Below are 24,133 nucleotides of genomic sequence, written 5' to 3'. Positions count from 1 at the left end.
ATTCGTTCATCTCTCCCCTCAGGCCTTGTTGGACTCTTCCTCGAGGCGGTCCATCTCAAACAAACGCGCCAGTTCAGCGCGGGCTTCCTGGGCAGACTGCATCACCTTGGCGGCGTCGTCGTACACCGCGTGTTGGGCCGCCAGCAGGTGCAGGTCGTGAAGCTTGAAGCGGTTGATCCGGGCGTCGGCCTGGGCCTGGCTCAGGCCCAGGCCGACCAGGGTCTGCCGGCTCATTTCCAGGCTGGAATAGAAGGTTTCCCGCACCGGCGCGGCGTCCAGGTCCACCAGGCGATGCACGTGCTGGCGATTTCGGGCGCGAGCGATGATCTTCATGTGCGGGTAGAGATTGCGCACCAGCTCGGCGGTCTTGATGTTGATTTCGGGATCATCCATGGCGATCACGAAGTACTCCGCTTGATCGACCTTCGCCGCATGCAGGATTTCCGGACGCTGAGGGTCGCCATAGAACACCGGCATATCACCAAAACTGCGCGTCAGCTCGATGGTTTCCACCGACGTGTCGAGGGCGATAAACGGGATGTTCTGTGCCCGCAGGATCCGCGCGACGATCTGCCCCATGCGGCCCATCCCGGCGATGACCACCCGTGGCGCATCACTGTCGATGGCGCGGTACTCTTCTGGCACCTCCACCGGTTTGCTCTTGGCCTTGAACAATTTCGGGCACAGCAGCAACAGCAAGGGTGTCAGGGCCATGGACAAGGTAATGGCCAGCACCAGAATGTCATACAGGTGCGGCTCGAACAGGCCCTGATCGCGTCCGATCTTGAACACCACGAAGGCGAATTCCCCGCCTGCGGCCAGTACGACACCCAGGCGCAGCGCGCTTTCGCGGTTCAACTCGCCGACCATCTGGCCCACGCCATACAGGAGTGGCAACTTGATGCCGATCAGCAATAGCGTCAGCCCCAGCACCACGAAAGGTGTGCTGAACAACAGACTGATATTGGCGCCCATGCCGACGCTGATAAAAAACAGCCCCAGCAGCAGGCCCTTGAACGGTTCGATCTGGGATTCCAGTTCGTGGCGGTATTCCGAATCGGCCAGCAGCAAGCCCGCGAGGAATGCGCCGAGAGCCATGGACACACCCACCAGTTCCATCAGCCAGGCGGTACCAATCACTACCAGCAGCGCGGTGGCAGTGGACACTTCGCGCAGGCCGGTCTTGGCGACGATGCGAAACACCGGGCGCAACAGGTAGCGACCGCCGATGACCACCACCGCGATACTGCCCAATACCTGCAGCCCATGGTTCAGGTCCTGGGCGGCGGTGGTGGTGTGATCGCTGCCGGCCAGCAGCGGCACCATGGCGATCAACGGAATAGCCGCGATGTCCTGAAACAGCAAAATGGCGAAGGCCAGGCGCCCGTGAGGGCTGTTCAGCTCCTTGCGTTCAGCCAGGCTTTGCAGGCCAAAGGCGGTGGAGGACAGCGCCAGACCCAGGCCCAGCACGATCGCGCTGTTCCACGACTGGTCAAACGCCCAGAGGGCCACAGCGCCCATCACCATCGCGGTCGACAGCACCTGGGCCAGACCGACGCCGAACACCGCCTTGCGCATTACCCACAGGCGTTTTGGCGACAGTTCAAGACCGATGATGAACAACAGCAACACCACACCCAGCTCGGAAAACTGCGCAACACTCTGCGGGTTGCCCACCAATCCCAGCACCGAGGGACCGATGATCACACCGGCCAGCAAATAGCCGAGTACGGCCCCCAGTTGCAGACGCTTGGCCAGGGGCACGGTGAGCACGGCGGCAAACAGGAAAACCACGGCTGCTTGTAACAGGTTGCCTTCATGGGGCATCGCTTACTCCAGGGTTTTTAGCGAATCAACAGGGCGCTATTAGAGCGCTTTTTTGCATTGGGGGAATCTGAATTTTTTGCGAAGAACCGCCCTCCTGTGGCGAGGGGGCTTGCCGGAGCGCCGTATCGCCCCCGTTGGGCTGCGCAGCAGCCCCAAACCAGCCGCTGAGGAATGCCTGATACGCCGCATTCCTCTTTATTGGGGCTGCTGCGCAGCCCAACGGGGGACAAGCCCCCTCGCCACGGGTAGTGGATTTTTCACGGTCTCGGTGCTCACCCTTTGCTACTATCGGCCTCCATCGTCCAGGAGTCAGCGCCTCATGCAACACCAGTGGGAGGAAATGCACCGCACCCGCAAGCCCACGTTCGTCCTGTGTGGCGAACCCCAAGGGGAGGTGCTCAATCTCTACGTTCACGGTTATTCGGCGTTCTTCAATCAGCAACAGTTGGGCAACTTCAAGCACCAACTGGCGAGCATCGAAGGTTCGACCAACCTGATGCTGTTCTGGCCGGCGGGGCATTTCCTGGAAAACCTGTTCGCTCCGTTCAAGGACGTGATCGGTTCGATGCTCGGCGGCGGCACCCTGGGCGCGGCGACGATCGGCCTGGGCAAGGCAATTGCTTATTTCCTCGACCATTACAAAAGTGTCGAGGCGCGGGTCGACGAGGTGGCGAAGAGCCTGCTGCCTGAGCTGGCCAATTATCTGCATCGCGAATCCATTGACGTACAGCGGATCAACCTGATCGGCCATTCCCTGGGCGCGCGGATTCTGGTCAAGAGCCTGTTGGCGACTCCCGAAACGGCCCGAGAGTTGCCGTTGAACAATCTGCTGTTGATGGGCGGCGCAATTTGCACTTCCAGCCCATGGGATGAAGTTTCGGCGCCCCTCAAGGGCCGGGTGATCAACTGTCACTCCAGCAAGGACTGGGCGCTGGCGCTCAAGCCGGACAGCGAGCGCTGCATCGGTCGCTACGCGATCCCCGTCACCCCGGCGCTCAAGGCCAAAGTGGCGAATGTGCATCTGGCCACCTTCGACCATGCTGCCTACTGGCCTCAGTTGAAAACGGTGGTGCAATACACCGACCTGTTGCAGGAGCGTCGCGGCATGATTCGCGCCGATCAGCGCAGCAGCGAAGTCCGCTTTGCCGAGGACGACATCGACCTGTTTCCGTTGCTGGTGCAGGCGCGGCCGGAAGAGTTGAAGTTCCTCGCCGAATTGATGGCGCAGAAACGCAGCGCGGCAATCGACGCCACGGTACGCGAGCCGCTGAAGTTGGCTATCGAGCTGCAGCGCATGGGCGGCGACAGCTTTATGAACCTGGCACGCGGGCATGGCATCAGCTATCGGGAAATGGCCCAGGATGTGGCGCAGCGGCTGGGGATCAAGTTCGACCAGCCCCTCGACAAGGTGGCGCTGGCGGATCTGGAAGCCCAGGTCGCCGAGCGGTTGATCGAGCAATACAAGGACAAACTCAGCCAGGCTGACCGGCAGGCCTTCGACGCGGAGCTCAAGGCCGCGGCGCAGAAGGAACAGGGTTTCTTCAATCGGTTCGATGTCGGGCGCACGGCGACAACCGCCTTGAGTGGCACCGCGCTCGCCGGCTTGACCGGCTTTATCCTGCGCCGTGGCGCGGCCACCGCGATTCCGCTGGTGGGCCAGGCGTTGGCGGCGGCGATGCTAGTGGTGAGCGGGGTGCGCGCCTTTTCCGGGCCGGCGTACTCCATCACGACGTTGGCGGTGCTGGTGCTGGGGGTGATTCGTCAGCGCCTGGAACGGGAGGCGTTGAATCAGGAAATGGACCTGGTGGTGAAAGTCGTCGAGGCGTTTGATCTGCCTCGGGAGACGGTGATGCGCACGGTCGCGTCCGACTGCTAAGCTGCGCGCCTGTCGAGTGTGTCTGCCGAGTGCCCCGCGTGAAATTCAGTCTGCCGAAAATCGCTACTGCGCCGTTTTGTCCGCCGGAAGTCGCCGGTACCATCGCTGTCGATGCCAGCGCTTCGTTTTTCAAGCGCGTGTTGAAGTTCGCGGGCCCAGGCTTGTTGGTCTCCATCGGCTACATGGACCCCGGCAACTGGGCCACGGCCATCGAGGCCGGATCACGCTACGGCTACAGCCTGTTGTTCGTGGTGTTGTTGGCCAGCCTGGCGGGAATGGCGGTGCAATGCCTGTGTTCGCGCCTGGGGATTGCGACCGGCAAGGATCTGGCGCAATTGTGCCGCGAACGCTACAGCAAGCGTTCGTCGCGCCTGCAATGGGGGCTCGCGGAAATCTCGATCATCGCCACCGACCTGGCCGAAGTCCTCGGCTGCGCCCTGGCGTTTCACCTGTTGCTCGGGGTGTCCTTGACCACCGGCATTGTGCTCACCGCGTTTGACACGCTGTTGATCCTGGCCCTGCAAAACCGTGGTTTCCGCCGTCTGGAAGCGATCATGCTGGCGCTGGTGGCGACCATCGGCGTGTGTTTCTTTGTCGAACTGGTGTTGATCAAGCCCTATTGGCCCGCTGTGTTCCGTGGTTTCACGCCGTCACTGTCGGCCATCAGCGATGCCGCGCCGCTGTACCTGGCTATCGGTATCCTGGGCGCCACGGTGATGCCGCATAATCTGTATCTGCACAGTTCAATCGTGCAGACCCGGTTGTTCGGCAAGGATTTGGCCAGTCGCCAGGATGCGGTCAAGCTGGCGCGGATCGACACCATCGGCTCGCTGGCCCTGGCGTTGCTGGTCAATGCCGCGATTCTGGTATTGGCGGCGGCGGCGTTTCACCAGACCGGCCATACCGACGTGGTGGAAATCCAGGACGCTTACCATTTGCTGGATCCGCTGGTCGGCGGTGCGTTTGCCAGCGTGCTGTTCGGCATTGCCTTGCTGGCGTCCGGCCAGAGCTCAACCTTCACCGGCACCATTGCCGGCCAAGTGATCATGGAAGGCTATCTCAATCTGCGGATTCCCTGCTGGCAACGGCGCCTGATCACACGCGGGCTGGCGCTGATCCCGGCGTTTCTCGGGGTGTGGTTGATGGGCGATGACGCCATCGGCAAGTTGCTGGTTCTCAGCCAGGTGGTGCTTAGCCTGCAGTTGCCGTTTGCCCTGTATCCATTGATTCGCATGACCAGTGACAAGCAACTGATGGGACCTTTTGCAAACCGTCTGCACACGCGTCTGCTGGTGTGGATGCTGTTCGCGGTGATCAGCGGGGCGAATGCCTGGTTGATTGGCCAATGGCTGTTCTGATTCAGCGATCCCAGTACGGCACCGCTCCGAACGTCTCGACAAAGTAATCGATGACCGTGCGTACCTTCACCGACAAGCGTCGGCTGCCCGGCCACAGGGCGGCGATTTGTTGGGGCTCCAGGGTGGTTGCCACTTCATACTCGGTCAGTACCGCGCGCAAGGTTCCAGCCCGCAGGCTTTCGCCAATCAACCAGGAAGGAAACACCACAAACCCCAAGCCTTGTTCGGCGGCGCGAGCGAGGGTATCGGCGTGGTTGCCGGTGATCGGACCTTTGACGGAGTAGGGCGTCCAGTCGCCCGGGGCGCGGCGGAAAAACCAGCGCTGCTGGCCATTGACGCCTTTGTAGGCCAGGCATTGGTGGTTGACCAGCTCATCGGGATGCCGTGGCGTGCCACGCCGTGCGAGATAATCCGGGCTGGCGGCGATGCGGTACCGCTGAGGGGCGAAAATACGTGCTTGCATACCGGAATCGTTGAGCACGCCGATCCGAAACAACAGGTCCGCACCTTCTTGCAGTGGATCGACGAAGGTGTCGGTTTGCTGGATATCCAACTGCAACTTGGGATAGCGCTCACACAGTGGCGCCAGCCACGGTGACAAGTGGCGCTGGCCGAAGACCATCGGCGCGTTGATCCTGACCAGGCCGCTGGGTTCACGCTCCTGTTCCTGCAGGGCCTGCCCGGCTTCTTCCAGTTGTTGCAACACCACGCGCGCATGCTGGCCCAACAAACGCCCGGCTTCGGTGGGGCTGACGGCACGGGTGTGGCGATACAGCAATTGCTGCCTCAGCGCCTGCTCCATCAACTGGATCTGCCGGGAGATGGAGGAGGGCGCCAAGCCTTCGCGACGAGCGACTTCGGAGAAGCTGCCGTAGTCCAGCACCGCGACAAACAGGCGTAGCGCCTTGAAACTCAACTCGTTCAAGCCCTGCATCGGGTCTCCATGCTGTGCGTATTGCGCAAAAGTGTTGTCCGCATGCTCCCATTTATCGCACAGCAGTGCCAGCGGATAATGCGCGCCATGGTTCTTCTCTGACACGCAGGTGTATATGCAGACTTCTTCGATTGACGCGGCGGCGCAGGCCCCGACGCCGGCAAAACCGCACACCCTCCTCAGGCTTTTACTCTTGCCCCTGGTCATCCTTGCCGGCATGGGGTTGTCGGTGGAAGCCGGATTGCTCGGGCCTTTGGGCGAGCAGGTCGGGCACTTGTGGGCCACCTTGAGTATCTTCGGCGTCGGCGCGGCCATTCTGCTTCTGCTGCTGTTATTGAGCGGCCCGCAAAAAGGTCCGGCGTTGACTGAATTGCCACGCTGGCAATTGATCGGCGGGTTCCTGGGGCCGATGTATGTGGTGGTGCTGACCTTGGCCACGCCGCATATCGGTATCGCCATGACCATGATCGCGATTCTCTCGGGCCAGGTCGGCAAAAGCGTATTGATCGATCACTTTGGTTGGTTCGGCGGCGCGCGCAAGCGGGTCAACGGCGAACGCTGGATCGCGCTGTTGTTGATTGTGGTGGCGCTTGTTCTGATTTCACGGGGTTAAACGATGAATCTGATTTTTCTGTTGATGCTGGTGGTCGCCGCGGGCGCGGTATTGAGCGTGCAAGCGGCGATCAACGGTCGCCTGGGACAGACCGTCGGTGTGCTGCGCAGCAGTCTGCTGACATTTGCGGTGGGCACTGTGGTGACCGGGCTGTTGATTGTGTTTTTCGAGCCGGCCCACACCGTCAGCCTGTTGCAGGTGCCCAAATGGCAACTGACTGGAGCGCTGTTTGGCGTGGTGTACATGATCGTGATGGTGGGCGCGGTGCCTGTCGTGGGCACGGCAGTGGCGACGGTCGCGGTGATCGTCGGGCAATTGGGCATGGGGATGTTGATCGATAACTTCGGTTGGTTGGGCAACCCGTCCATTGAGCTCTCTGGCAGCCGCATATTGGCAATGCTGTGCCTGGCGCTAGCGCTGGTGTTCATGTACCGCAGCAACAGCCGACGGGCCGACCAATGAGGTTGAACCTACTGGCTTGGCCAGCAGTCACTGCTTAAGGTGCTGGCGACCGCCGCACCGGGACGACCATGAAAAGGAGTCTGAACATGCCAGATCCAACCTGTGCCTGCCCGCACTGCAACTGTGTGTTAGGGCAAGACGCCGTGCAGAAAGACGGCAAGGGCTATTGCTGCCAGGGCTGTGCCGACCAGCATGCGCATGGCGAGCCGTGTGCTTCGGCGACCGGCTGTGAATGCGCCAAGTCAGCTCATGGCTAAACGCGAGAATGGGGGGCTGGCACGCCAGCTCCCTGAGTCGCGGTCTATTGGGGTTCCAGCGCGAGCCTGAGGCTAGCGTCGGCCAGGCGCCGGGTTGCACGCACTACGCCGCTGGTCCGGCGCCCCTCCAGGGCGAACACTACCGTTTGTGCGTCTTGAAGGTCGTCGGGAAACGGCTGAAATACCTGCAACACCAGGCTACCCGGCGCCTCCTCAAGCAAGCTCACCTGGCATTCCGCGTGCTTGGCCAAAGGTCCGAACAAGGTGTCCTGGGTGTAGTCGATCCGTGCTTTGCCATGCACCGCTTGTCTGTCGTTCATCTTGATAATCCCCTCACCGAACCCAGGGCGCGCCGGCCCTCCTTGTGTCCTTAAGTGATCCCCGGACCCGGTAGAAATTCATTCGGATCAGCACACTTCGCTCAGTTCCCTTTCCCTTCGGGCATAGCTATCTACACAACGTGCAGAAACTGACGAATGTCCTTGTGGCAAGCCCTAATGTCGTTCAGTTAAGGTTTTTGTAGGAGCAGGGGAGCGCCTACAGTGGCCGCTATTTGCTCTTAACTGAACGGCATTATGGCAAGCCCGCTCGCCACAACCGCCCTGTCTGCTTGGATTTAAGCGTTGAGGCAAAATTGTGTAAATACCTACGCCCTTTGGGAGAGGGTGAGGGGCGGAGCTCAAGCCTGCCAGTTGCCGCCGTTCTGCAAGTAACGCTGGCTGGCCATCGATCCTAAACGAGTGATGGGCGAACGAGGCTATGACTACGTCAACCTGATTTGCAGGCTGCCTGGTTCCTGGAGGACGGTGAACGCGATTGCGCGGATGACGACCTGGCCGTGGCGCGCCTGGCTCAACGGGCCTTGGTAAATGGCAACGCCTGATGACCGTTGCGCTGGAACAGGTACAGCGCGGTTTCCCGTCGATATTCGCTGGGGGTCTGGTGCATTTCGATACGAAAGTGCCGGTTGAAGTTGGACAGATTGGCGTAGCCCACTTCAAAACAGATATCGGCCACCGACATTTCAGTTTGCAGTAACAACCGACACGCGCGCTGGACCCGGAACTTGCGCATCAGATCAATAAAACCGTGACCGGTGACGCGCTTGAAGAAGCGTGAAAAGCCTGGCTCGCTCATGTTCAAACGCTGGGCGATGACCGACAGGCGCAGATCGCCGGTCAGTTCTGTCATCAGGTAATCGAATGCTGTGTGAATGCGTTCGCAGCTGCGGGCATCCAGGCTCGGGGTGTAACAGGCGCTGGCCAGGATATGACTGTGCGGTGCCGGTGCCTGCGCCAGGGTTTGCAGTAATTGCATAAACAGGATCAAGCGATTCAAGCCTTGCGCCAATCCAATCGCTTCAAGCAACTCGGCGGCGCGCAGCGCGGTTTCACCGGTGAATTCAAGGCCGCGTCGGGCGCATTCAAACAACCCCTGTAAATCCCCCAGCTCCGGCAGCGTACCGCGTAACCCCAACAGCGCTGCGCCATCGAACTGCAGGACCACATCGCGCCCTGTCAGGTATTCACCGGGCGCCAGGTCGCCGATCCAGTCGTGGGGCAGGTCGGGGCCGATCAGCGCGACATGGCCGGCGCCAAACCCGCCGATATAGTCGCCCGCCACCAATTTGCCGCTGCCTTGGCGGATCAGGTGGATTTCAAATTCAGGGTGATGATTCCAGCGGGCGAGCGCATAGGGATAGTCGTGTTCGTACCAGCGAAAGCCATGCTCGGGTTCAGGAAGAATCACCTCCAGCTCGGCGGGACGTTGCTCGAACAGGGCGCTGCGGCTGTCTGGCATGGGGTTAAGCCCTTGTTGGGTCTTGGAATCACACCAAAATACGCGTATTCGGCGGCCGGCGGCTAGCAGCGTTTTTACCCGCGACTGATACTTTTTTGATCTGGGGCCGGCGGTTAAAAAAGTACCGGGGCGACATCCGCCACGGGTTTGTCCGGTCCAGGCCAAGCTGCTGTAATCGATCCGTGAACAACGCAAAACCGCCCGCAACCCACGTCGCGGCGTGGAGAACGGCAGGGATTATTCGACATCATCACTTTTCTAGGCGGATGAGCATTCAATGAAACGACTGCAAGGTAAAAGCGCACTGATCACCGGGTCTGCGCGTGGCATCGGCCGAGCCTTTGCCCAGGCCTATATCGACGAAGGGGCGACTGTGGCTATCGCCGACATCAACCTGCAAAGCGCTCAGGCCTGCGCAGCACAACTCGGCCCGCAGGCTTATGCGGTAGCGATGGACGTGACCGATCAAGTTTCCATCGACGCCGCGATTGCCAGCGTGGTTGCCCGGGCTGGCAAGCTCGACATCCTGATCAACAATGCGGCGCTGTTCGACCTGGCGCCGATTGTCGACATCAGCCGGGAGAGTTTCGAGCGTCTGTTCTCGATCAACGTCGCTGGCAGCCTGTTCACCCTGCAAGCCGCCGCCCGGCAGATGATCCGCCAGGGCCATGGCGGCAAGGTCATCAATATGGCCAGCCAGGCCGGGCGCCGGGGCGAGGCGTTGGTCGCGGTGTATTGCGCGAGCAAGGCGGCGTTGATCAGCCTCACGCAATCGGCCGGGCTGGACCTGATCAAGCATGGGATCAATGTGAATGCTATCGCCCCGGGCGTGGTGGATGGCGAGCATTGGGATGGTGTAGATGCATTGTTTGCCAAGCACGAAGGGCTGCCGTTGGGCGAGAAGAAGAGGCGGGTCGGTGCCGAGGTGCCGTACGGGCGGATGGGCACCGCCCAGGACCTTACCGGAATGGCGATTTTTCTTGCCTCCAAAGAGGCCGATTACGTGGTGGCGCAGACCTATAACGTGGATGGTGGGAATTGGCTGAGTTGAGACCAAACGATCGTTGAAAATACCGGTCTCAAGACTGCTCGGCAGCGCGTCTGGCCAATCAGCCCGGTATTTTTCCGCGCCGGCGGCGAGTCGGGTGGCGTACATTGCATCAGCGCATTGGTATTGCGGGATGGCGATCTGACTACTTTTCTGGAGGCTTCCATGGCAACAGCATCTTCTGTAATTGAAATCCCGGTCTCGGCCGAACAGGTCTGGCAATTGGTCGGTGGCTTCAACTCGCTGCCGGACTGGCTGCCGCTTATCTCCAAGAGTGAACCCGCGGAGGGCGGTCGCGTACGTCATCTGCAAACCGCCGACGGTGGGGTGATTGTGGAACGTCTGCAGACCTTTGATAACGTGGCGCGCACCTACAGCTACACCATCGAGGTGTCACCGTTTCCGGTAAGCGCGTACCTGGCCACCTTGCAGGTGGAAGCCCTGACCGAAAGCTCGGCAAAAGTCACCTGGTCCGGTGTGTTTACGCCGCAGAACGGGGTGACGGATGAAACCGTGGAAGCGTTGTTTGCTGTTGTCTACAGCGGTGGCCTGGAAGCGTTGCGCGGGAATTTCCCAGACCATTGACCTCGGTAGCGTCGAACGGGGGCTCGACAGCGGCTAGCGGCTGACGCCTGTTCAGCCGACTTGGCTTTGACCCTTGCCCCGCCATCGTTTTACTGTCATCGTTTGCGCGATTGGTAATCTTTCTTATTTGAGAAATTTTTGCGCATGCATGACTTTCCTGTGGCCGACCGTACACGCGCCCGCCGCCAGCAGACCCTCACCACGCTTTATAGCGATCATCATGCCTGGTTGCATGGCTGGCTGCGCAAGAAGCTGGGATGCTCGCAACATGCGGCGGATCTTGCCCATGATGCGTTCGTGCGCGTGTTGTTGCTGGCCGACCCACAGAACATCAAGGAACCGCGGGCCTTTTTGGCGACGACCGCGGGGCGCTTGCTGATTGATGGCGCACGGCGGCGCAAGATCGAGAAGGCCTACATGGAAGCGCTGGCGATCCAGGGCCAGGATGCCGGCATGCCGGATCCGGCGGCCATTCATGTGGCATTGCAAGCCCTGGAGCGGATCGCGCTGATGCTCGCCGGGCTGCCGGAAAAGGTCCGCGAAGCGTTCCTGCTCAGCCGCCTTGACGGCTTGACCTACAGCGAAATCGCCACTCAGCTCCAGGTGTCGCCGAGCACCGTGAAAAACTATATTTCCCATGCGCTGGTGCACTGCTACCACACCCTGCACGGCGCAGATCCGCTGTGAGTGCCCAAGACCCATCCTCCGAACAGATCATCAACGAAGCGGCCCGCTGGCTGGCGTTGCTGCATGACGATGCGGTCACCGCGACCGACCACGCGGCACTTGAAGACTGGTGCCAGCTCGATCCGCGGCATCGGGTGGCGTATGAACGCATGCGCGCACTGTGGGGCAGCCTTGATGAGTTGCCAGCTGCTCCGGCACGCCAGGCATTGAGTCAAGCCTTCACCCCGCACAAACCGAGGTATGCCGCCCGTGGCGCCCAGGCTGTTGCGCTGCTGGGGCTGTTGATTTGCGGTTGGGCGGGGCTTGAGCACTTGCCGGTATGGATGGCCGACCAGCGCACCAGTGTGGGCGAACGGCGCCAGGTGCTGCTGGCGGATGGCAGCCAGTTGCAGCTCAACAGCAACTCCGCGCTGGACGTGAAGTTCGACGGCCACCAGCGGGAGATCGAGTTGCTGCAAGGGGAAATGTGGGTCGAGGTGGCCAAGGATGCCCAGCGGCCATTCGTGGTGCGCACCGATCAAGGTACGGCAACCGCATTGGGTACGCGCTTCCTGGTACAGCGCGTGGCGGATGGTTCGACGCGGGTGACGGTGATCGAGTCAACCGTGGCTGCCAAGGGCAACCATAGCGATGAGGTGAAAGTCACGGCCGGGAACATGTCGGTCCTGCGGGACGGTCGCGCGCAACCGGCGCAACCGGTTGGCAACCGCGACCCGGCCGCCTGGACCCGGGGCCTGCTGACGGTGGATGACCAGCCGCTGAGCGAAGTGCTGCAGACCCTGGCCCGCTACCGGCATGGCGTGGTGCGCTTTGATCCCGAGGCACTGCGAGGACTGCGCGTGTCCGGGGTGTTCAAGCTCGATGACACGCACGCGGCGCTGGCGACACTGGCGGATAACCTGCCGATCAAGGTGGAATATTTCACCGACCTGGTGGTGGTGATCAAGCCGCTTTGATACGGGCTTGAATAAAAAACACTCTCATTCATACCCGATTTTCCGACATGGCCGTCATGGAATATAGAACCCCATCTTCCAGGACCTCTCATGTCACGCTTTGTTCGTCCGATGCATCCACTGGCGTTATCAGTGGCGTTGGCGTTTGCCGCCATTCCCTTGTTCACCGTGCAGGCCTCATGGGCTGATGAACGCAGCAGTGCGGTCCACAGCTTCTCGATTCCAGCCGGGGATTTGAGCCAGGCGCTCAACGGTTTTGCCGAGCAGGCCGGGCTGGTGTTGGCGTTTGATCCGGCCCTGACCCGGGGTAAGCGCAGCAATGGCTTGAGCGGACAGTTCAGCCGTGATGTGGCTTTGTCGCAATTGCTGGCCGGTAGCGGTTTGCGTGCCGAGGCCTTGTCCGCCCAGCGCTATCGCATCGAGGCGATCCCGCAGGCGGAGGGCGCCGTGGAGTTGCAAGCCACCACCATCAGTGGTGCGTACCGCAGCGAAAGCCCCACCGGACCGGTCTCCGGCTACGTGGCCACCCGCAGCCTGTCCGGGACCAAGACCGACAGTGCGTTGATCGAAACCCCGCAGTCGATCTCGGTGGTGACTAGAGACCAGATGCGCGCGCAGAACGCCGAAAGCCTCAACCAGATCCTGCGATACAGCGCCGCCGTGGTCCCGGAAACCCGTGGCGCCACCGCGTCGCGGCTGGATCAGTTGACCATTCGTGGCTTTGCCCCGGTGACTTACCTCGACGGGCTACGCGTGGCCTCAAGCCGCGATGCCTCGCCGCAAAAGGATGCGTTCGACCTGGAGCGCGTGGAAGTCCTGCGCGGTCCGGCTTCGGTGCTGTATGGCCAGGGCAGCCCGAGCGGGGTGATCAACCTGGTCAGCAAGCGTCCGCTGGACACGCCTTTTCATGAAGTCGGTGTCGAATACGGCACCTTCAACAAAAAACGCACCACCTTCGATTTGAGCGGCCCGCTGGACGATCAAGGGGTGTATTCGTATCGGGTTGCCGGCTTGTTCGATGATGCCGATGGCCAGGTCGAACATACCGAGACGCGTCGTCAGTCATTGTCCACGGCGTTCACCTGGCGCCCGAGCGATGCGACGTCGCTGACCTTGCTCGGGCATTTTCAGAAGGACCCCAAGGGTGCGTCCTACGGGTCGATGCCGGCCTGGGGGTCGGTGCTGCACAGTCCGCTCGGGCGCAGCATTGATGTCGATTTTTATGACGGCGAGAAAAATTTCGAGAAGAGTGACCGTGAACACTTCTCCCTCGGCTACGCCTTCGAGCATCATTTCAACGACATCTGGACTGTGCGTCAGAACGCTCGCTACATGCGCAGTGAAGGCATTTACCGCAGCATCTACCACAGCAATCTGCAAGCGGACTACCGCACCTCCACGCGTTCGACCATTGCCACCGACGTCGACCTGGATGCCTACAACCTCGATAACCAGGTGCAGGCGAAGTTCGATACCGGTTCGCTGCAACACACGCTGTTGATGGGCCTCGATTATCAGAACACCAGCACCGACACCAAGGCCGGCTACGGCAGAGGCCCGGACCTGGATATCTTCGACCCGGTGTACGGCGCACCGGTCGAGACCCCGGCATTCGGCACCGACGCTACCGCTCGCAGCGAACAGACCGGCGTGTACCTGCAGGAACAGCTGAAGTGGGGCCAATGGGTGCTGTTGATGGGCGGCCGTTATGACTGGGCCAGCACCGACAACACTACGTTGAATTTGAAGAGCGACAGCAAGTCCAGGTCTTCTCTGGACAGTAAAGCCTTTACCGGCCGCCTGGGCGTGGTTTATCTGTTCGACAACGGGCTGGCGCCGTACGCCAGCTACTCGGAGTCTTTCTCGCCGCAATCGGGGACTGGCTACGGCGGCACGGTGTTCGAGCCGACTGAAGGCAAGCAGTACGAAATCGGTATCAAGTACCAGCCGCCCGGTAGCAACAGCTTTATCACCGCCGCCATCTTCGATCTGCGCCAGAGCAACGTGCCGACCATGGACCCGGACCCAACCCACCTGTGCGGCAACGGCCGCTGCCAGGTCCAGGACGGCGAAGTGCAGTCCCGTGGTTTTGAACTGGAAGGCAAGGCCAGCCTCAATGACAACCTGGACATCACGGCGGCCTACGCTTATCTCGATAACCGCATCAGCAAGTCCAACAGCACCGTGAGCTATGCGCCGATCACCGATATTGGCGTAGGCCCGGCGGTGTCCACGAAAGGCACCACCACCTACGGCGTCCCGCGTCATACCGCCTCGGTGTGGGCGGACTACACCTTGCACGACGGCAACCTCAAGGGCTTCGGCGTAGGCGCGGGCGCGCGTTATGTCGGTTCTTCCTGGGGCGATACCGCCAACACCCTGAAAGTCCCGGGCTACACCTTGTTTGATGCGTCGGTGCACTATGACATCCCCCACATCAATACCCTCGACGACAACCTGCGCCTGGCATTGAACGCCACCAACCTGGCGAATAAAGAGTACGTCGCCTCGTGCTATTCCTACTCCTGGTGCTGGTATGGCTCGCAGCGCACGGTCCAGGCCAGTGCGACGTATCAGTGGTGATGTGAGCGAGAGGGTTGAGAGGTTTTCTGCGCAATGGCCTTTAATCCGGGCCATTGACTCTCTATTATCCGCCCCCAGCACTCCGGCCATGGAGACGCTCCATCAACTAAGGAAGTCGTAATGCACATTGGAAAAATGCTGGGGTTGGCCCTGATTCTGTTGGGTATGGGTGGCTGCGCCAGCTTCACCAAGGACGAAGTCGCGCCAGTCAGCCTGCCATCGATGGCCAGCTTCGCCCACAAACCGAACGTCTACGTGGACTTTGATTTCTATCAGGGTGAACCGACTAACGCCGCTGCAGCTGAAGTGCCGCAGGCGCGCGATATGCTGCGGCCACAACTGCAAAAAATCCTCACCGATTCAGGCCTGTTCGGCCGCGTGACCCTGGATGAGTTCCAGAAACAGCCGGGTGACTACAACCTGCGCCTGAAGGTATACAACCATCCACCCAGCGGTGGTCAGATGGCGATGGCGTTCATCAGCGGCCTCACCTTTACCATTATCCCGGCACTGGGTACCGATCAGTACACCATGAGCCTGGAAACCCTGGACTCACAAGGCCAGGCGCTGAACAAAGGCAGTAACCATGATGGAATCAATACCTGGATAGGTATCTGGTTTATCCCGATGATGGGCAACTCGCCCAAGGAAGCGGTGACCGATACCTTCACTCGCCAGGTCAATGCGCTGCTCAAACAGATGGTCGATAGCAAACAGTTGAAGTACTCAGCGCTGGATGCCGGCGTGCCACGGGCCTGATCGCCCGCTGTAAAAAAATGGGAGCCGGGTAACCGGCTCCCATTTTTTTTACTTGAGCGCTTTGATGAACAGCGGATCGCTGTACAACGACTTGAGCAAGTCACGCACCAGCGGGTTATAGGCATTTGCCGCGTTCGGGATAGCAATTGGTCCGAAGAACGAACTTGACCAGACGCTGCTCACTTCCTTGGTGGCGTCGTACACCACCGCATTATCCTTAAGCAGGGTAAAACGTGCGGCCAGTGTACCGTTGCCGGAGCCTACACCCGCTGTCAGGTCATTCTTGACCAGTAATACGTCGAGACGGCGAGGAGCCTGCGGATTTAGCAGGCCTGCCAGTTTGAGCTCTTGGGTGATTGCTGCCTGGACATGTTCGGGAATGCTGCCGTTGGGTGAACTGATTGGATTGGCCCGCACCATCAGCGAACCCTGGCCGGATGCGGCTGTGACGTTGGCCTGGCTGACAGGTTGCAGCGGTGGCGTTTGCTTGAGGCGCTGGACGTTATCGAAGTTGGGTTCGTATTGCGTCATGGTCACGCCACAACCTTGCAACAACAGCGCGAATAACGGAGCCAATAGTAGACGCTTTTTCACGGCATTTCCTTGCGTGAGGGGAGAGAGAGGGCCGCGATTATGGTCAGGGTAGGGCGCAGCGGCAACCGCGGGCGCGGCCAATTCACCGATAAGGCAATTTACTGGCTCCGCGCTTACAAAAGTTTCGTCAAAATCACTTTTATTTTCAGGTGGTTAGGCTGAATGCACATGCGCAATGTAAAAGTCACGCTGATTGCTTTGTCCCTGGCGAGCGGTTCGGTGTCTGCCCAAGGTAAAACGTTGCGCGAGGGCGATCGGTTCATGTGCAGTTGGGGCGCCGGTACTGCGGCCAGGGCTCAGGAGCTGAAACTGTCAGGTGTTTCGTTGTACGCCGCACGACAGAAAATTCAGACGTACAAGTTCAATAAATCCTGGATGCACATGATGGCCATGGGGATCACCGAGCAGACTTACAACAGCCCGTCACGACTCAAGCCGTCCGCTGTGCGTCAGAGTTTTTACGAAGAATGCGTGCGTTACAAATTGGCGCGTAAATAACCGCTTAATTAACCTGATATTTATTGTGGAATTAAACTGGAAATGGCTAAAACTGCACCAAAAAGTGGCAGTAAAGTTACCTTGAACCATAAAAAACATGTGGTTATTGAATGACTTAGCGATACTTTTAACTGACGAAAGGTTGCAAATTATCTTGTTACAAGTTTGCTCAGTCGTTACTATAGCCAGGCGTTCACCTCCCACGGTTTATGCATTTTTAAATCCCAGGTTTCCATCAGCTACTTGGGATTTTTTTTGCCTGCGATTTGACCTTTACGTCCATTTTGGTCGTGGCGTCCCGGCTCAAGATCAGGTGCGATGAGGCTGATGACGGACGTCTCGCTGCAGGGTTTTGAATGCGTCATGTGCGGTCTGTGACAGGCACGCTGGAGGCGAGGCGGGAAAGCGCCGATACTGCCCCACTGAAAAACACCCACGAAGGAGAGACCGATGAGCACTATCCGCTGGGGCATGATCGGCTGCGGCAGTGTCACTGAGCTTAAAAGTGGCCCGGCTTTCTACAAAGCACCAGGCTCAGCGCTGGTGGCCGTCATGGGGCGTCGCGAAGCAGCGGTGCGCGATTATGCGGCCCGGCATGGCATTGCGCGATATTACACCGATGCCCAGGCGCTGATCGACGATCCCCAGGTGGACGCGGTGTACATCGCCACACCCCCCGCCAGTCATCTGGAATACAGCCTGATGGTCGCGGCGGCCGGCAAACATTGCTGTGTCGAGAAACCGATGTCGCTGAATGCCGAACAGAGCGCGTTGATGCAACGCACGTTCGAGCGAGCCGGGTTGCATCTGTTTGTTTCTTATTACCGGCGCTCCTTGCCCCGGTTCCAGCAAGTGCGCACGTGGCTGCAGGAAGGACGCATCGGCGAGTTGCGTCACTTGAGCTGGACCTTGTGCAAACCTGCGGCGCCGACGGATACCCAAGCCGGTAACTGGCGTACCGATCCGGCGATTGCCGGGGGTGGGTATTTTGCCGACCTCGCCAGTCATGGGTTCGACCTGTTCCAGTACTTGGCGGGGGATATTGTCGAGGTCGCGGGTTATACCGCGCGTCAGGCCGGTCGGTATGCGGCGGAAGATGCGGTCACTGCCTGCTGGAGCTTTGCCTCGGGGGCGCTGGGCATGGGCTGCTGGAACTTTGTGGCCGACCGACGCGAGGACCGGGTGGAGCTGATTGGCAGTCAGGGGCGCATCAGCTTTTCGGTGTTCGAGGAGCAGCCATTGCGGCTTGAGGGTGAAATCAGCGAAACCCTCGAGATTGCCAATCATCCGCATATTCAGTGGCACCATGTGCTGGGTATGAACGCGCATATTCGCGGTGAGAGCGTGCATCCCGCGCTGGCGATTGAAGCGCTGAAGACCGATCGGATCATGGATCGGGTATTGCAGCGTAAACCTTAACCGTCGGTTTAGCGGGGGGCGAAACCAGCTCAGCGCCGACTAGCGGCTATTGTCAGAAATTCCTTGCAGGAGTACAAATGTACTCCATGACCACTCTGACTCCCCGCCGTACCGCTATCCTGACCTTCATTCGCGAGCGCATCGCGCTGCACGGTCAGTCCCCCAGCCTCGCCGAGATCGCCGAGGCATTTGGTTTTGCCTCGCGCAGTGTCGCCCGCAAGCATGTGCTGGCCCTGACCGAAGGTGGATTTATCGAGGTCAACCCCAACCAGGCACGGGGTATTCGTTTGCTCAACCAACCGCTACAGCCACAATGGCTGGACATTCCGGTGCTGGGCCGGGTGGCCGCTGGTTCGCCCATCGGTGCCGATGCCGAAGTCCATGACCGCCTGATGCTCGACCCGTCCACGTTCGCCCGGGTGCCGGATTACCTGTTGCGAGTCCAGGGCGATTCGATGATTGAGGACGGTATTCTCGATGGCGACCTGGTGGGCGTACGCCGCAGCGCCGAGGCGGTGAACGGGCAGATTGTCGTGGCCCGTCTGGATGGCGAAGTCACCATCAAGCGTTTCGAGCGGGCTGGCGCCAGGATTCGCCTGTTGCCGCGCAACCCCGCTTATCAACCTATTGTCGTGGGCCCCGATCAGGACCTGGCCATTGAAGGAGTGTTCTGTGGCCTGGTGAGGCAAGGCTGATGGGCGCCGTGGTTGCACTGGACTCGCTGTTCAATGGTGGCCGGGTCTGGAAAGGCCGGCCGGCAGCGCCACCGGCCAGCGTTCATCCCACCGGGCTGGCGGCCCTGGATGCAGTGTTGCCCAGTGGCGGCTGGCCGGAAGCGGCGTTGAGTGAAATCCTGATCAACCAGGAAGGCGTGGGTGAATTGCAACTGGTCTGGCCAACCCTGGCGCGGTTATCGGCGGCGGGAGAAAGGATTGTGCTGGTGGCCCCGCCTTATATTCCGTACCCCCATGCCTGGGCGAACGCCGGGGTGGACTTGCGCCAGCTTGCGCTGATCCAGGCCGATGAGCACGAGGCATTGTGGGCTGTGGAACAATGCCTGCGTTCTGGCAGTTGTGGTGCGGTGCTGTGCTGGCCGCGCAAGGCCGATGACCGAGCCCTGCGTCGTTTGCAGGTGGCCGCCGAAACCGGCCAGACCCTGGCCTTTGCCTGGCGTGCCATGAGCGAGGCGCTCAACCCATCACCGGCTGCCTTGCGCCTGGCTGTCGAGGCTCGGCCTGCGCAGGTGCGGATACTCAAGTGCCGGGGCGGCCTGGCGCATCCCGCGCCGATTGCCTTGGCTAGCGGGCACTGAGGTTGGCATGCGCTGGGTGTGTATTGTCTTCCCGCAGTTGGCGCTGGACGCCGTGCAGCGCCTGCGTCCCGACCCGGATCAAGCGCTGGCGCTGTTGGCCGGCACTCCGCAGCGGCGGGTGTTGCAAACCGTCAATGACGCCGCCCGGGCGTTAGGCCTGCGTCCCGGCCAGTCGTTGACCGCGGCGCATGCCCTGACCAAGGCCTTCGCCTGTGCCGAATATGACCCTGTGGACATCGAGCACTGGCAGCAGTTTCTTGCCGCCTGGGCCTATCGTTTCAGTTCTCAGGTCAGCGTGTTTTACCCGCGAGCCTTACTCTTGGAAATCGAATCGAGCCTGGGCCTGTTTGGACCCTGGCCGTTGTTGGAAGCGCAGTTGCGCAAGGAACTGACGGAGCTGGGCTTTCGCCATCGCATCGTCGCGGCCCCGAATCCGGCGGCTGCACGGGTACTTGCCAACGCTTACGATGGCCTTGTCGTGGCCGACGACCAGCGTTTGTGCCAAGTCCTCGGTCCCATCCCGATTGATCGCGCAGGTCTCGAGCCGCAGATCGCCAGCGCCTTGTCGCGTATGGGGCTGCGCACCCTGGCCCAGGTGCAGGCGTTGCCCCGGCATACCCTGGCGCGGCGATTTGACGCCACGTTGCTCAGGCATCTGGATGCGTTATCCGGGCAGCGCCCCCTGGCCCTGGGCTTCTACCAGCCGCCGGAGCGGTTTGACCTGCGCATCGAGCTGAATTTCGATGTGCTGTCGCACCAGGCGCTGTTGTTTCCCTTGCGTCGCTTGACGGGCGATCTAGCAGCCTTTCTCTGCGGTCGGGACAGCGGCGTGCAGCGTTTTGATCTGCACCTGGAGCATGCACAAGCACCGGATACGCGAATCAAGGTCGGCCTACTGAGTGCCGAGCGCGATCCGGCGATGTTGTTTGAACTGGCCCGTGGCCGTCTGGAGCAGGTGCAAGTGAGCGCGCCGGTGCGCAACGTGCGCCTGGTGGCCGAGGACCTGCCGGTGTTTGTGCCCCAGCGCCAGGACCTGTTCGACGCGCGTGCGCAGCAAACCCTGGCGTGGGAGCAATTGCGCGAACGCCTGCGGGCGCGCCTGGGGGACGAGGCGGTGCAGGGCGTGCGCTTTCACGCCGACCATCGTCCTGAGTGCGCCTGGCAACCTGGCGCCGACAGCCGTGCGTGTCAGCCCTTGAGCCAGGTCCGGCGCCCCGGTTGGCTGCTGAACGAGCCGACAGCGCTGGCCGAGCTGGGCGTGCAAATCCTGATGGGCCCGGAACGCATCGAGTCAGGTTGGTGGGATGGTGCCGATGTACGCCGTGACTATTACCTGATCCAGACCCGCAACGGTCAACAGGGCTGGGCTTTCCGCACCGTGGGCGAAGACAGCGGGTTATGGCTGCAAGGCTGGTTTGCATGAGCGAGCCCTATGCCGAGTTGCATTGCCTGTCCAATTTCAGCTTCCAGCGTGGCGCTTCCAGTGCACGGGAATTGTTCGAGCGCGCAAGTCAGCAGGGCTATCAGGCCCTGGCAATCACCGACGAATGCACCTTGTCCGGCATTGTGCGGGCCTGGCAGGCGGCCAAGGCCGTCGACCTGAAGCTGATCGTCGGCAGCGAAGTGCGTGTGGAAAACGGCCCGAAACTGGTGTTGTTGGTGGAGAGTCTGGAGGGCTACCAGCACTTGTGCCGGCTGATTACCCTTGGCCGTCGTCGCGCTGAAAAAGGCCGCTATCGTTTGTTGCGCGAAGATTTTCTTGACCCGGTGCCGGGACTGCTGGTGCTGTGGGTGGCCGAGGAGAGGGACACCCAGGCCGACAGCGAATGGCTCTGCAAGACCTTTGTCGATCGACTGTGGCTGGCGGTGGAGCTGCATTGCGCCCAGGACGATGCCCGCCGCCTGGCGCATTGCCTGGACCTGGCCACCCACCTGCAAATCCCGGCCGTGGCCTGTGGCGATGTGCATATGCACGTGCGGGGCAGGCGTGCCTTACAGGACACCATGACCGCTATCCGCCACCATGTTCCGGTGGCCGAGGCCGGCCAGCGTCTGTACCCCAATGGCGAGCGACACTTGCGCAGCCTGGAGGCGATACGTGCACTGTATCCACCGCAGTTGCTCGAGGAGTCGGCGCGAATTGCCCATCGTTGCCGTTTCGATCTCAGCCAGTTGCGCTATCAATACCCCAGGGAGTTGGTGCCCGAAGGACAAACAGCGGCGTCCTGGCTGCGCAGCTTGACCGAAGTCGGCATCGCCCGGCGCTGGCCCGATGGCATTGATGCCAAGGCCCTTGGGCAGATCAACAGTGAGTTGGCGTTGATCGGCGAACTGGGTTACGAAAGTTACTTCCTCACCGTGCATGACATCGTGCGGTTTGCTCGCAGCCGTTCGATCCTCTGCCAGGGACGAGGCTCGGCGGCCAACTCGGTGGTGTGTTTTGCCCTGGGCATCACCGAAATCGACCCGAGCCGGATGAACATGTTGTTCGAGCGTTTCCTGTCTCGCGAGCGCAATGAGCCGCCGGATATTGACGTCGATTTTGAGCACGAGCGCCGTGAAGAGGTGCTGCAATACGTATTCCAGCGCTATGACCGGACCCGTGCCGCACTGACGGCGGTGGTCAGTAGCTACCACGGCGCCGGCGCGGTGCGCGATGTGGCCAAGGCCCTGGGCTTGCCACCGGATCAGGTCAACGCCCTGGCCGACTGCTGCGGGCGCTGGAGCGATGAAGCGCCGCCCCTGGAGCGCCTGCGCGAAGGCGGTTTTGACCCCGACAGTCCGGTGCTGCGACGGGTGCTGAGCCTGACCCAGCAGTTGATCGGCTTCCCGCGCCATCTGTCCCAGCACCCCGGCGGCTTTGTGATTTCCGAGCAACCGCTGGACACGCTGGTGCCGGTGGAAAACGCAGCCATGGCCGAGCGCACCATCATCCAGTGGGACAAGGATGACCTGGACGCTGTGGGCCTGCTCAAGGTCGATATCCTTGCCTTGGGCATGCTCAGCGCCATCCGCCGCTGCTTTGACCTGCTACGCCGGCATCGCAATCTCGACCTGACGCTGGCCACGGTGCCCGCGGAAGACCCGGCGACCTACGCGATGATCAGTCGCGCCGATACCATTGGCGTGTTCCAGATCGAGTCCAGGGCCCAGATGTCCATGTTGCCGCGACTCAAGCCCCAAAAGTTCTATGACCTGGTGATTCAAGTCGCCATCGTGCGTCCCGGGCCGATTCAGGGCGGCATGGTGCATCCGTACCTGCGTCGGCGTAACAAGCAAGAGCTGGCCACTTATCCTTCGCCCGAACTGGAGACTGTGCTGGAGCGCACCTTGGGCATTCCGTTGTTCCAGGAGCAAGTAATGCAAATCGCGATTGTCGCCGCCGACTACAGCCCTGGCGAAGCTGACCAGTTGCGCCGCTCGATGGCGGCCTGGAAACGGCATGGCGGCCTGGAGCCGCATCAGCACCGACTGCGTGCCGGCATGCTGAAAAATGGCTATACCGAAGCCTTCGCCGCGCAGATCTTCGAGCAGATCAAGGGCTTTGGCAGCTACGGTTTCCCAGAGTCCCACGCCGCCAGTTTCGCCTTGCTGACCTATGCCAGTTGCTGGCTCAAATGCCATGAGCCGGCGGCGTTCGCCTGTGCCTTGATCAACAGTTGGCCCATGGGTTTCTACAGCCCGGACCAGATCCTGCAGGACGCGCGCCGTCATCACTTGCAGATTCGCCCGGTGGACGTGAACGCCAGCGACTGGGATTGCAGCCTGGAACCGCTCGAGGGCCGGCAGCCGGCCCTGCGCATGGGGCTGCGGATGATCTCGGGCTTTCGCGAAGAGGATGCCCGGCGCATTGAAAAAGCCCGCCAGGCCTATGCGTTTCGGCACATTGTGGACTTGGGCGAACGCGCGCAACTGGACGCGCGCGCCCAGGCGTTATTGGCGGATGCCGGTGCCTTGCGCGAGTTGGTCGGGCATCGGTATCGGGCGCGCTGGGAAGTGGCCGGCGTGGAAAAACAGCTGGGGCTGTTTGCCGGGGTGCCGAGCCCCGAGGAATCGCCGGTCCAACTGCCTCGACCTACCGTGGGCGAAGACCTTTGCGCCGACTATGCCAGCGTCGGGACCACGCTGGGTCCACACCCGCTGGCGCTGCTGCGCGATGAGCTGCGGGCAAGGCGCTGTCGCAGTTCACAGGAACTGCTGACGATGGAACATGGCCGCAACGTCAGCGTCGCCGGGCTGGTCACGGGGCGACAGCGGCCCGGCACGGCCAGCGGCGTGACCTTCGTGACCCTGGAAGACGAATTCGGCAACGTCAATGTGGTGGTCTGGCGCGACCTGGCCGAACGTCAGCGCCAGGTGCTGGTGGGCTCGAGTCTGCTCAAGGTGGAGGGTCGCTGGGAAGCGGTGGGCGAGGTTCGCCACCTGATTGCCGGACGCTTGAGTGACCTGACGCCGTTGCTGGCGGGGATCAATGTGCGCAGTCGGGATTTTCACTGAGGCTGGCCCGACGCAGGGGCGGGCAAAGGAATTGCCCCTGGACATGACAAGCACCCGTCGAATGGGCT

22 protein-coding genes and 1 pseudogene are annotated in these 24,133 nt (G+C 61.0%); 18 read left to right on the top strand and 5 right to left on the bottom strand.

Annotated features, from left to right (window positions below; translation table 11 throughout):
• Positions 1–18: 18 nt before the first annotated feature.
• A complete protein-coding gene (locus tag AC6CIA_RS08340) occupies positions 19–1,827 on the bottom strand; it encodes a monovalent cation:proton antiporter-2 (CPA2) family protein (protein WP_498311453.1) in 1,809 nt (602 codons plus the stop codon).
• Positions 1,828–2,146: 319 nt separating this feature from the next.
• Between AC6CIA_RS08340 and AC6CIA_RS08335 the strand changes: the two genes are divergently transcribed.
• Positions 2,147–3,703 (top strand): DUF726 domain-containing protein, encoded by a 1,557-nt coding sequence (locus AC6CIA_RS08335; protein WP_498311452.1) that lies wholly within the window; start codon positions 2,147–2,149, stop codon positions 3,701–3,703.
• A 38-nt stretch (positions 3,704–3,741) separates the two neighbouring features.
• Positions 3,742–5,061, top strand: coding sequence for an Nramp family divalent metal transporter (locus tag AC6CIA_RS08330; RefSeq protein WP_498311451.1), 1,320 nt, complete (start codon positions 3,742–3,744; stop codon positions 5,059–5,061).
• A 1-nt stretch (position 5,062) separates the two neighbouring features.
• Here AC6CIA_RS08330 and AC6CIA_RS08325 read toward each other — a convergent pair whose 3' ends face one another.
• Complete coding sequence (locus AC6CIA_RS08325; protein WP_498311518.1) at positions 5,063–5,995, bottom strand: LysR family transcriptional regulator; 933 nt, start codon at positions 5,993–5,995, stop codon at positions 5,063–5,065.
• A 115-nt stretch (positions 5,996–6,110) separates the two neighbouring features.
• Here AC6CIA_RS08325 and AC6CIA_RS08320 point away from each other — a divergent pair, with 115 nt between their 5' ends.
• The 3 genes from AC6CIA_RS08320 to AC6CIA_RS08310 all read left to right on the top strand — a co-directional run bounded on the left by AC6CIA_RS08320 (position 6,111) and on the right by AC6CIA_RS08310 (position 7,327).
• Positions 6,111–6,608 (top strand): DMT family transporter, encoded by a 498-nt coding sequence (locus AC6CIA_RS08320; protein ID WP_498311450.1) that lies wholly within the window; start codon positions 6,111–6,113, stop codon positions 6,606–6,608.
• Positions 6,609–6,611: 3 nt separating this feature from the next.
• Positions 6,612–7,070, top strand: coding sequence for a DMT family transporter (locus tag AC6CIA_RS08315; RefSeq protein WP_498311449.1), 459 nt, complete (start codon positions 6,612–6,614; stop codon positions 7,068–7,070).
• An 86-nt stretch (positions 7,071–7,156) separates the two neighbouring features.
• Complete coding sequence (locus AC6CIA_RS08310; RefSeq protein ID WP_084380072.1) at positions 7,157–7,327, top strand: metallothionein; 171 nt, start codon at positions 7,157–7,159, stop codon at positions 7,325–7,327.
• A gap of 44 nt (positions 7,328–7,371) precedes the next feature.
• On the opposite strand, the gene AC6CIA_RS08305 is transcribed toward AC6CIA_RS08310, so the two are convergent.
• Positions 7,372–7,647 (bottom strand): hypothetical protein, encoded by a 276-nt coding sequence (locus AC6CIA_RS08305; protein WP_498311448.1) that lies wholly within the window; start codon positions 7,645–7,647, stop codon positions 7,372–7,374.
• 396 nt (positions 7,648–8,043) lie between these two features.
• Between AC6CIA_RS08305 and AC6CIA_RS08300 the strand changes: the two are divergent.
• Positions 8,044–8,210: pseudogene (locus tag AC6CIA_RS08300) on the top strand (aminoglycoside phosphotransferase family protein); the annotation flags it as partial.
• Here AC6CIA_RS08300 and AC6CIA_RS08295 read toward each other — a convergent pair.
• Positions 8,180–9,127: a helix-turn-helix domain-containing protein gene (locus AC6CIA_RS08295; RefSeq protein ID WP_498311447.1), complete on the bottom strand. Its 948-nt coding sequence runs from the start codon at positions 9,125–9,127 to the stop codon at positions 8,180–8,182. The pseudogene AC6CIA_RS08300 and the gene AC6CIA_RS08295 overlap by 31 nt on opposite strands.
• Before the next feature lie 277 nt (positions 9,128–9,404).
• On the opposite strand from AC6CIA_RS08295, the gene AC6CIA_RS08290 reads away from it, so the two are divergent.
• The 6 genes from AC6CIA_RS08290 to AC6CIA_RS08265 all read left to right on the top strand — a co-directional run bounded on the left by AC6CIA_RS08290 (position 9,405) and on the right by AC6CIA_RS08265 (position 15,745).
• Entirely contained in the window at positions 9,405–10,178 is a 774-nt protein-coding gene (locus tag AC6CIA_RS08290; protein ID WP_498311446.1) for an L-iditol 2-dehydrogenase, read from the top strand.
• Positions 10,179–10,340: 162 nt separating this feature from the next.
• A complete protein-coding gene (locus AC6CIA_RS08285; protein ID WP_498311445.1) occupies positions 10,341–10,760 on the top strand; it encodes an SRPBCC family protein in 420 nt (139 codons plus the stop codon).
• A gap of 144 nt (positions 10,761–10,904) precedes the next feature.
• Positions 10,905–11,447 carry a sigma-70 family RNA polymerase sigma factor gene (locus AC6CIA_RS08280; RefSeq protein ID WP_498311444.1) on the top strand — a complete coding sequence of 181 codons (543 nt, stop codon included), beginning with the start codon at positions 10,905–10,907 and terminating at the stop codon, positions 11,445–11,447.
• Positions 11,444–12,403 carry a FecR family protein gene (locus AC6CIA_RS08275; protein ID WP_498311443.1) on the top strand — a complete coding sequence of 320 codons (960 nt, stop codon included), beginning with the start codon at positions 11,444–11,446 and terminating at the stop codon, positions 12,401–12,403. Before AC6CIA_RS08280 ends, AC6CIA_RS08275 begins: the two co-directional genes overlap by 4 nt.
• A gap of 90 nt (positions 12,404–12,493) precedes the next feature.
• Positions 12,494–14,986 carry a TonB-dependent siderophore receptor gene (locus AC6CIA_RS08270; protein WP_498311442.1) on the top strand — a complete coding sequence of 831 codons (2,493 nt, stop codon included), beginning with the start codon at positions 12,494–12,496 and terminating at the stop codon, positions 14,984–14,986.
• Between the two features lie 120 nt (positions 14,987–15,106).
• Positions 15,107–15,745 (top strand): hypothetical protein, encoded by a 639-nt coding sequence (locus AC6CIA_RS08265; protein ID WP_498311441.1) that lies wholly within the window; start codon positions 15,107–15,109, stop codon positions 15,743–15,745.
• Between the two features lie 48 nt (positions 15,746–15,793).
• Here AC6CIA_RS08265 and AC6CIA_RS08260 read toward each other — a convergent pair whose 3' ends face one another.
• The gene (locus AC6CIA_RS08260) at positions 15,794–16,339 is read right to left on the bottom strand and encodes a hypothetical protein (RefSeq protein ID WP_498311440.1); all 546 of its coding nucleotides are present in this window, start codon (positions 16,337–16,339) and stop codon (positions 15,794–15,796) included.
• A gap of 168 nt (positions 16,340–16,507) precedes the next feature.
• Between AC6CIA_RS08260 and AC6CIA_RS08255 the strand changes: the two genes are divergently transcribed.
• The 6 genes from AC6CIA_RS08255 to AC6CIA_RS08230 all read left to right on the top strand — a co-directional run bounded on the left by AC6CIA_RS08255 (position 16,508) and on the right by AC6CIA_RS08230 (position 24,065).
• Positions 16,508–16,837: a hypothetical protein gene (locus AC6CIA_RS08255; RefSeq protein WP_498311517.1), complete on the top strand. Its 330-nt coding sequence runs from the start codon at positions 16,508–16,510 to the stop codon at positions 16,835–16,837.
• 450 nt (positions 16,838–17,287) lie between these two features.
• Positions 17,288–18,256 carry a Gfo/Idh/MocA family protein gene (locus AC6CIA_RS08250; RefSeq protein ID WP_498311439.1) on the top strand — a complete coding sequence of 323 codons (969 nt, stop codon included), beginning with the start codon at positions 17,288–17,290 and terminating at the stop codon, positions 18,254–18,256.
• Positions 18,257–18,333: 77 nt separating this feature from the next.
• A complete protein-coding gene (lexA, locus tag AC6CIA_RS08245) occupies positions 18,334–18,951 on the top strand; it encodes a transcriptional repressor LexA (protein WP_498311438.1) in 618 nt (205 codons plus the stop codon).
• Positions 18,951–19,568, top strand: a complete 618-nt coding sequence (gene imuA, locus AC6CIA_RS08240; RefSeq protein ID WP_498311437.1) for a translesion DNA synthesis-associated protein ImuA — start codon at positions 18,951–18,953, stop codon at positions 19,566–19,568. Before lexA ends, imuA begins: the two co-directional genes overlap by 1 nt.
• A gap of 7 nt (positions 19,569–19,575) precedes the next feature.
• Entirely contained in the window at positions 19,576–20,991 is a 1,416-nt protein-coding gene (locus AC6CIA_RS08235; protein WP_498311436.1) for a Y-family DNA polymerase, read from the top strand.
• Entirely contained in the window at positions 20,967–24,065 is a 3,099-nt protein-coding gene (locus tag AC6CIA_RS08230) for an error-prone DNA polymerase (protein ID WP_498311435.1), read from the top strand. The genes AC6CIA_RS08235 and AC6CIA_RS08230 overlap by 25 nt, the downstream gene beginning before the upstream one ends.
• The last annotated feature ends 68 nt before the right edge of the window (positions 24,066–24,133 follow it).

Source organism: Pseudomonas sp. GQ91, from assembly GCF_059758795.1.
Note: the sequence above shows the minus strand (reverse complement) of the source record. Positions and strands in the feature narration are given on the sequence as shown.

What these genes read in the sequence shown, in the direction of transcription:
- AC6CIA_RS08340 (WP_498311453.1), bottom strand. Translation starts at nt 1,827, where the DNA reads ATGCCCCATGAAGGCAACCTGTTACAAGCAGCCGTGGTTTTCCTGTTT.
- AC6CIA_RS08335 (WP_498311452.1), top strand. Translation starts at nt 2,147, where the DNA reads ATGCAACACCAGTGGGAGGAAATGCACCGCACCCGCAAGCCCACGTTC.
- AC6CIA_RS08325 (WP_498311518.1), bottom strand. Translation starts at nt 5,995, where the DNA reads ATGCAGGGCTTGAACGAGTTGAGTTTCAAGGCGCTACGCCTGTTTGTC.
- AC6CIA_RS08320 (WP_498311450.1), top strand. Translation starts at nt 6,111, where the DNA reads ATGCAGACTTCTTCGATTGACGCGGCGGCGCAGGCCCCGACGCCGGCA.
- AC6CIA_RS08315 (WP_498311449.1), top strand. Translation starts at nt 6,612, where the DNA reads ATGAATCTGATTTTTCTGTTGATGCTGGTGGTCGCCGCGGGCGCGGTA.
- AC6CIA_RS08310 (WP_084380072.1), top strand. Translation starts at nt 7,157, where the DNA reads ATGCCAGATCCAACCTGTGCCTGCCCGCACTGCAACTGTGTGTTAGGG.
- AC6CIA_RS08305 (WP_498311448.1), bottom strand. Translation starts at nt 7,647, where the DNA reads ATGAACGACAGACAAGCGGTGCATGGCAAAGCACGGATCGACTACACC.
- AC6CIA_RS08295 (WP_498311447.1), bottom strand. Translation starts at nt 9,127, where the DNA reads ATGCCAGACAGCCGCAGCGCCCTGTTCGAGCAACGTCCCGCCGAGCTG.
- AC6CIA_RS08290 (WP_498311446.1), top strand. Translation starts at nt 9,405, where the DNA reads ATGAAACGACTGCAAGGTAAAAGCGCACTGATCACCGGGTCTGCGCGT.
- AC6CIA_RS08285 (WP_498311445.1), top strand. Translation starts at nt 10,341, where the DNA reads ATGGCAACAGCATCTTCTGTAATTGAAATCCCGGTCTCGGCCGAACAG.
- AC6CIA_RS08280 (WP_498311444.1), top strand. Translation starts at nt 10,905, where the DNA reads ATGCATGACTTTCCTGTGGCCGACCGTACACGCGCCCGCCGCCAGCAG.
- AC6CIA_RS08270 (WP_498311442.1), top strand. Translation starts at nt 12,494, where the DNA reads ATGTCACGCTTTGTTCGTCCGATGCATCCACTGGCGTTATCAGTGGCG.
- AC6CIA_RS08265 (WP_498311441.1), top strand. Translation starts at nt 15,107, where the DNA reads ATGCACATTGGAAAAATGCTGGGGTTGGCCCTGATTCTGTTGGGTATG.
- AC6CIA_RS08255 (WP_498311517.1), top strand. Translation starts at nt 16,508, where the DNA reads ATGCGCAATGTAAAAGTCACGCTGATTGCTTTGTCCCTGGCGAGCGGT.
- AC6CIA_RS08250 (WP_498311439.1), top strand. Translation starts at nt 17,288, where the DNA reads ATGAGCACTATCCGCTGGGGCATGATCGGCTGCGGCAGTGTCACTGAG.
- lexA (WP_498311438.1), top strand. Translation starts at nt 18,334, where the DNA reads ATGTACTCCATGACCACTCTGACTCCCCGCCGTACCGCTATCCTGACC.
- imuA (WP_498311437.1), top strand. Translation starts at nt 18,951, where the DNA reads ATGGGCGCCGTGGTTGCACTGGACTCGCTGTTCAATGGTGGCCGGGTC.
- AC6CIA_RS08235 (WP_498311436.1), top strand. Translation starts at nt 19,576, where the DNA reads ATGCGCTGGGTGTGTATTGTCTTCCCGCAGTTGGCGCTGGACGCCGTG.
- AC6CIA_RS08230 (WP_498311435.1), top strand. Translation starts at nt 20,967, where the DNA reads ATGGCTGCAAGGCTGGTTTGCATGAGCGAGCCCTATGCCGAGTTGCAT.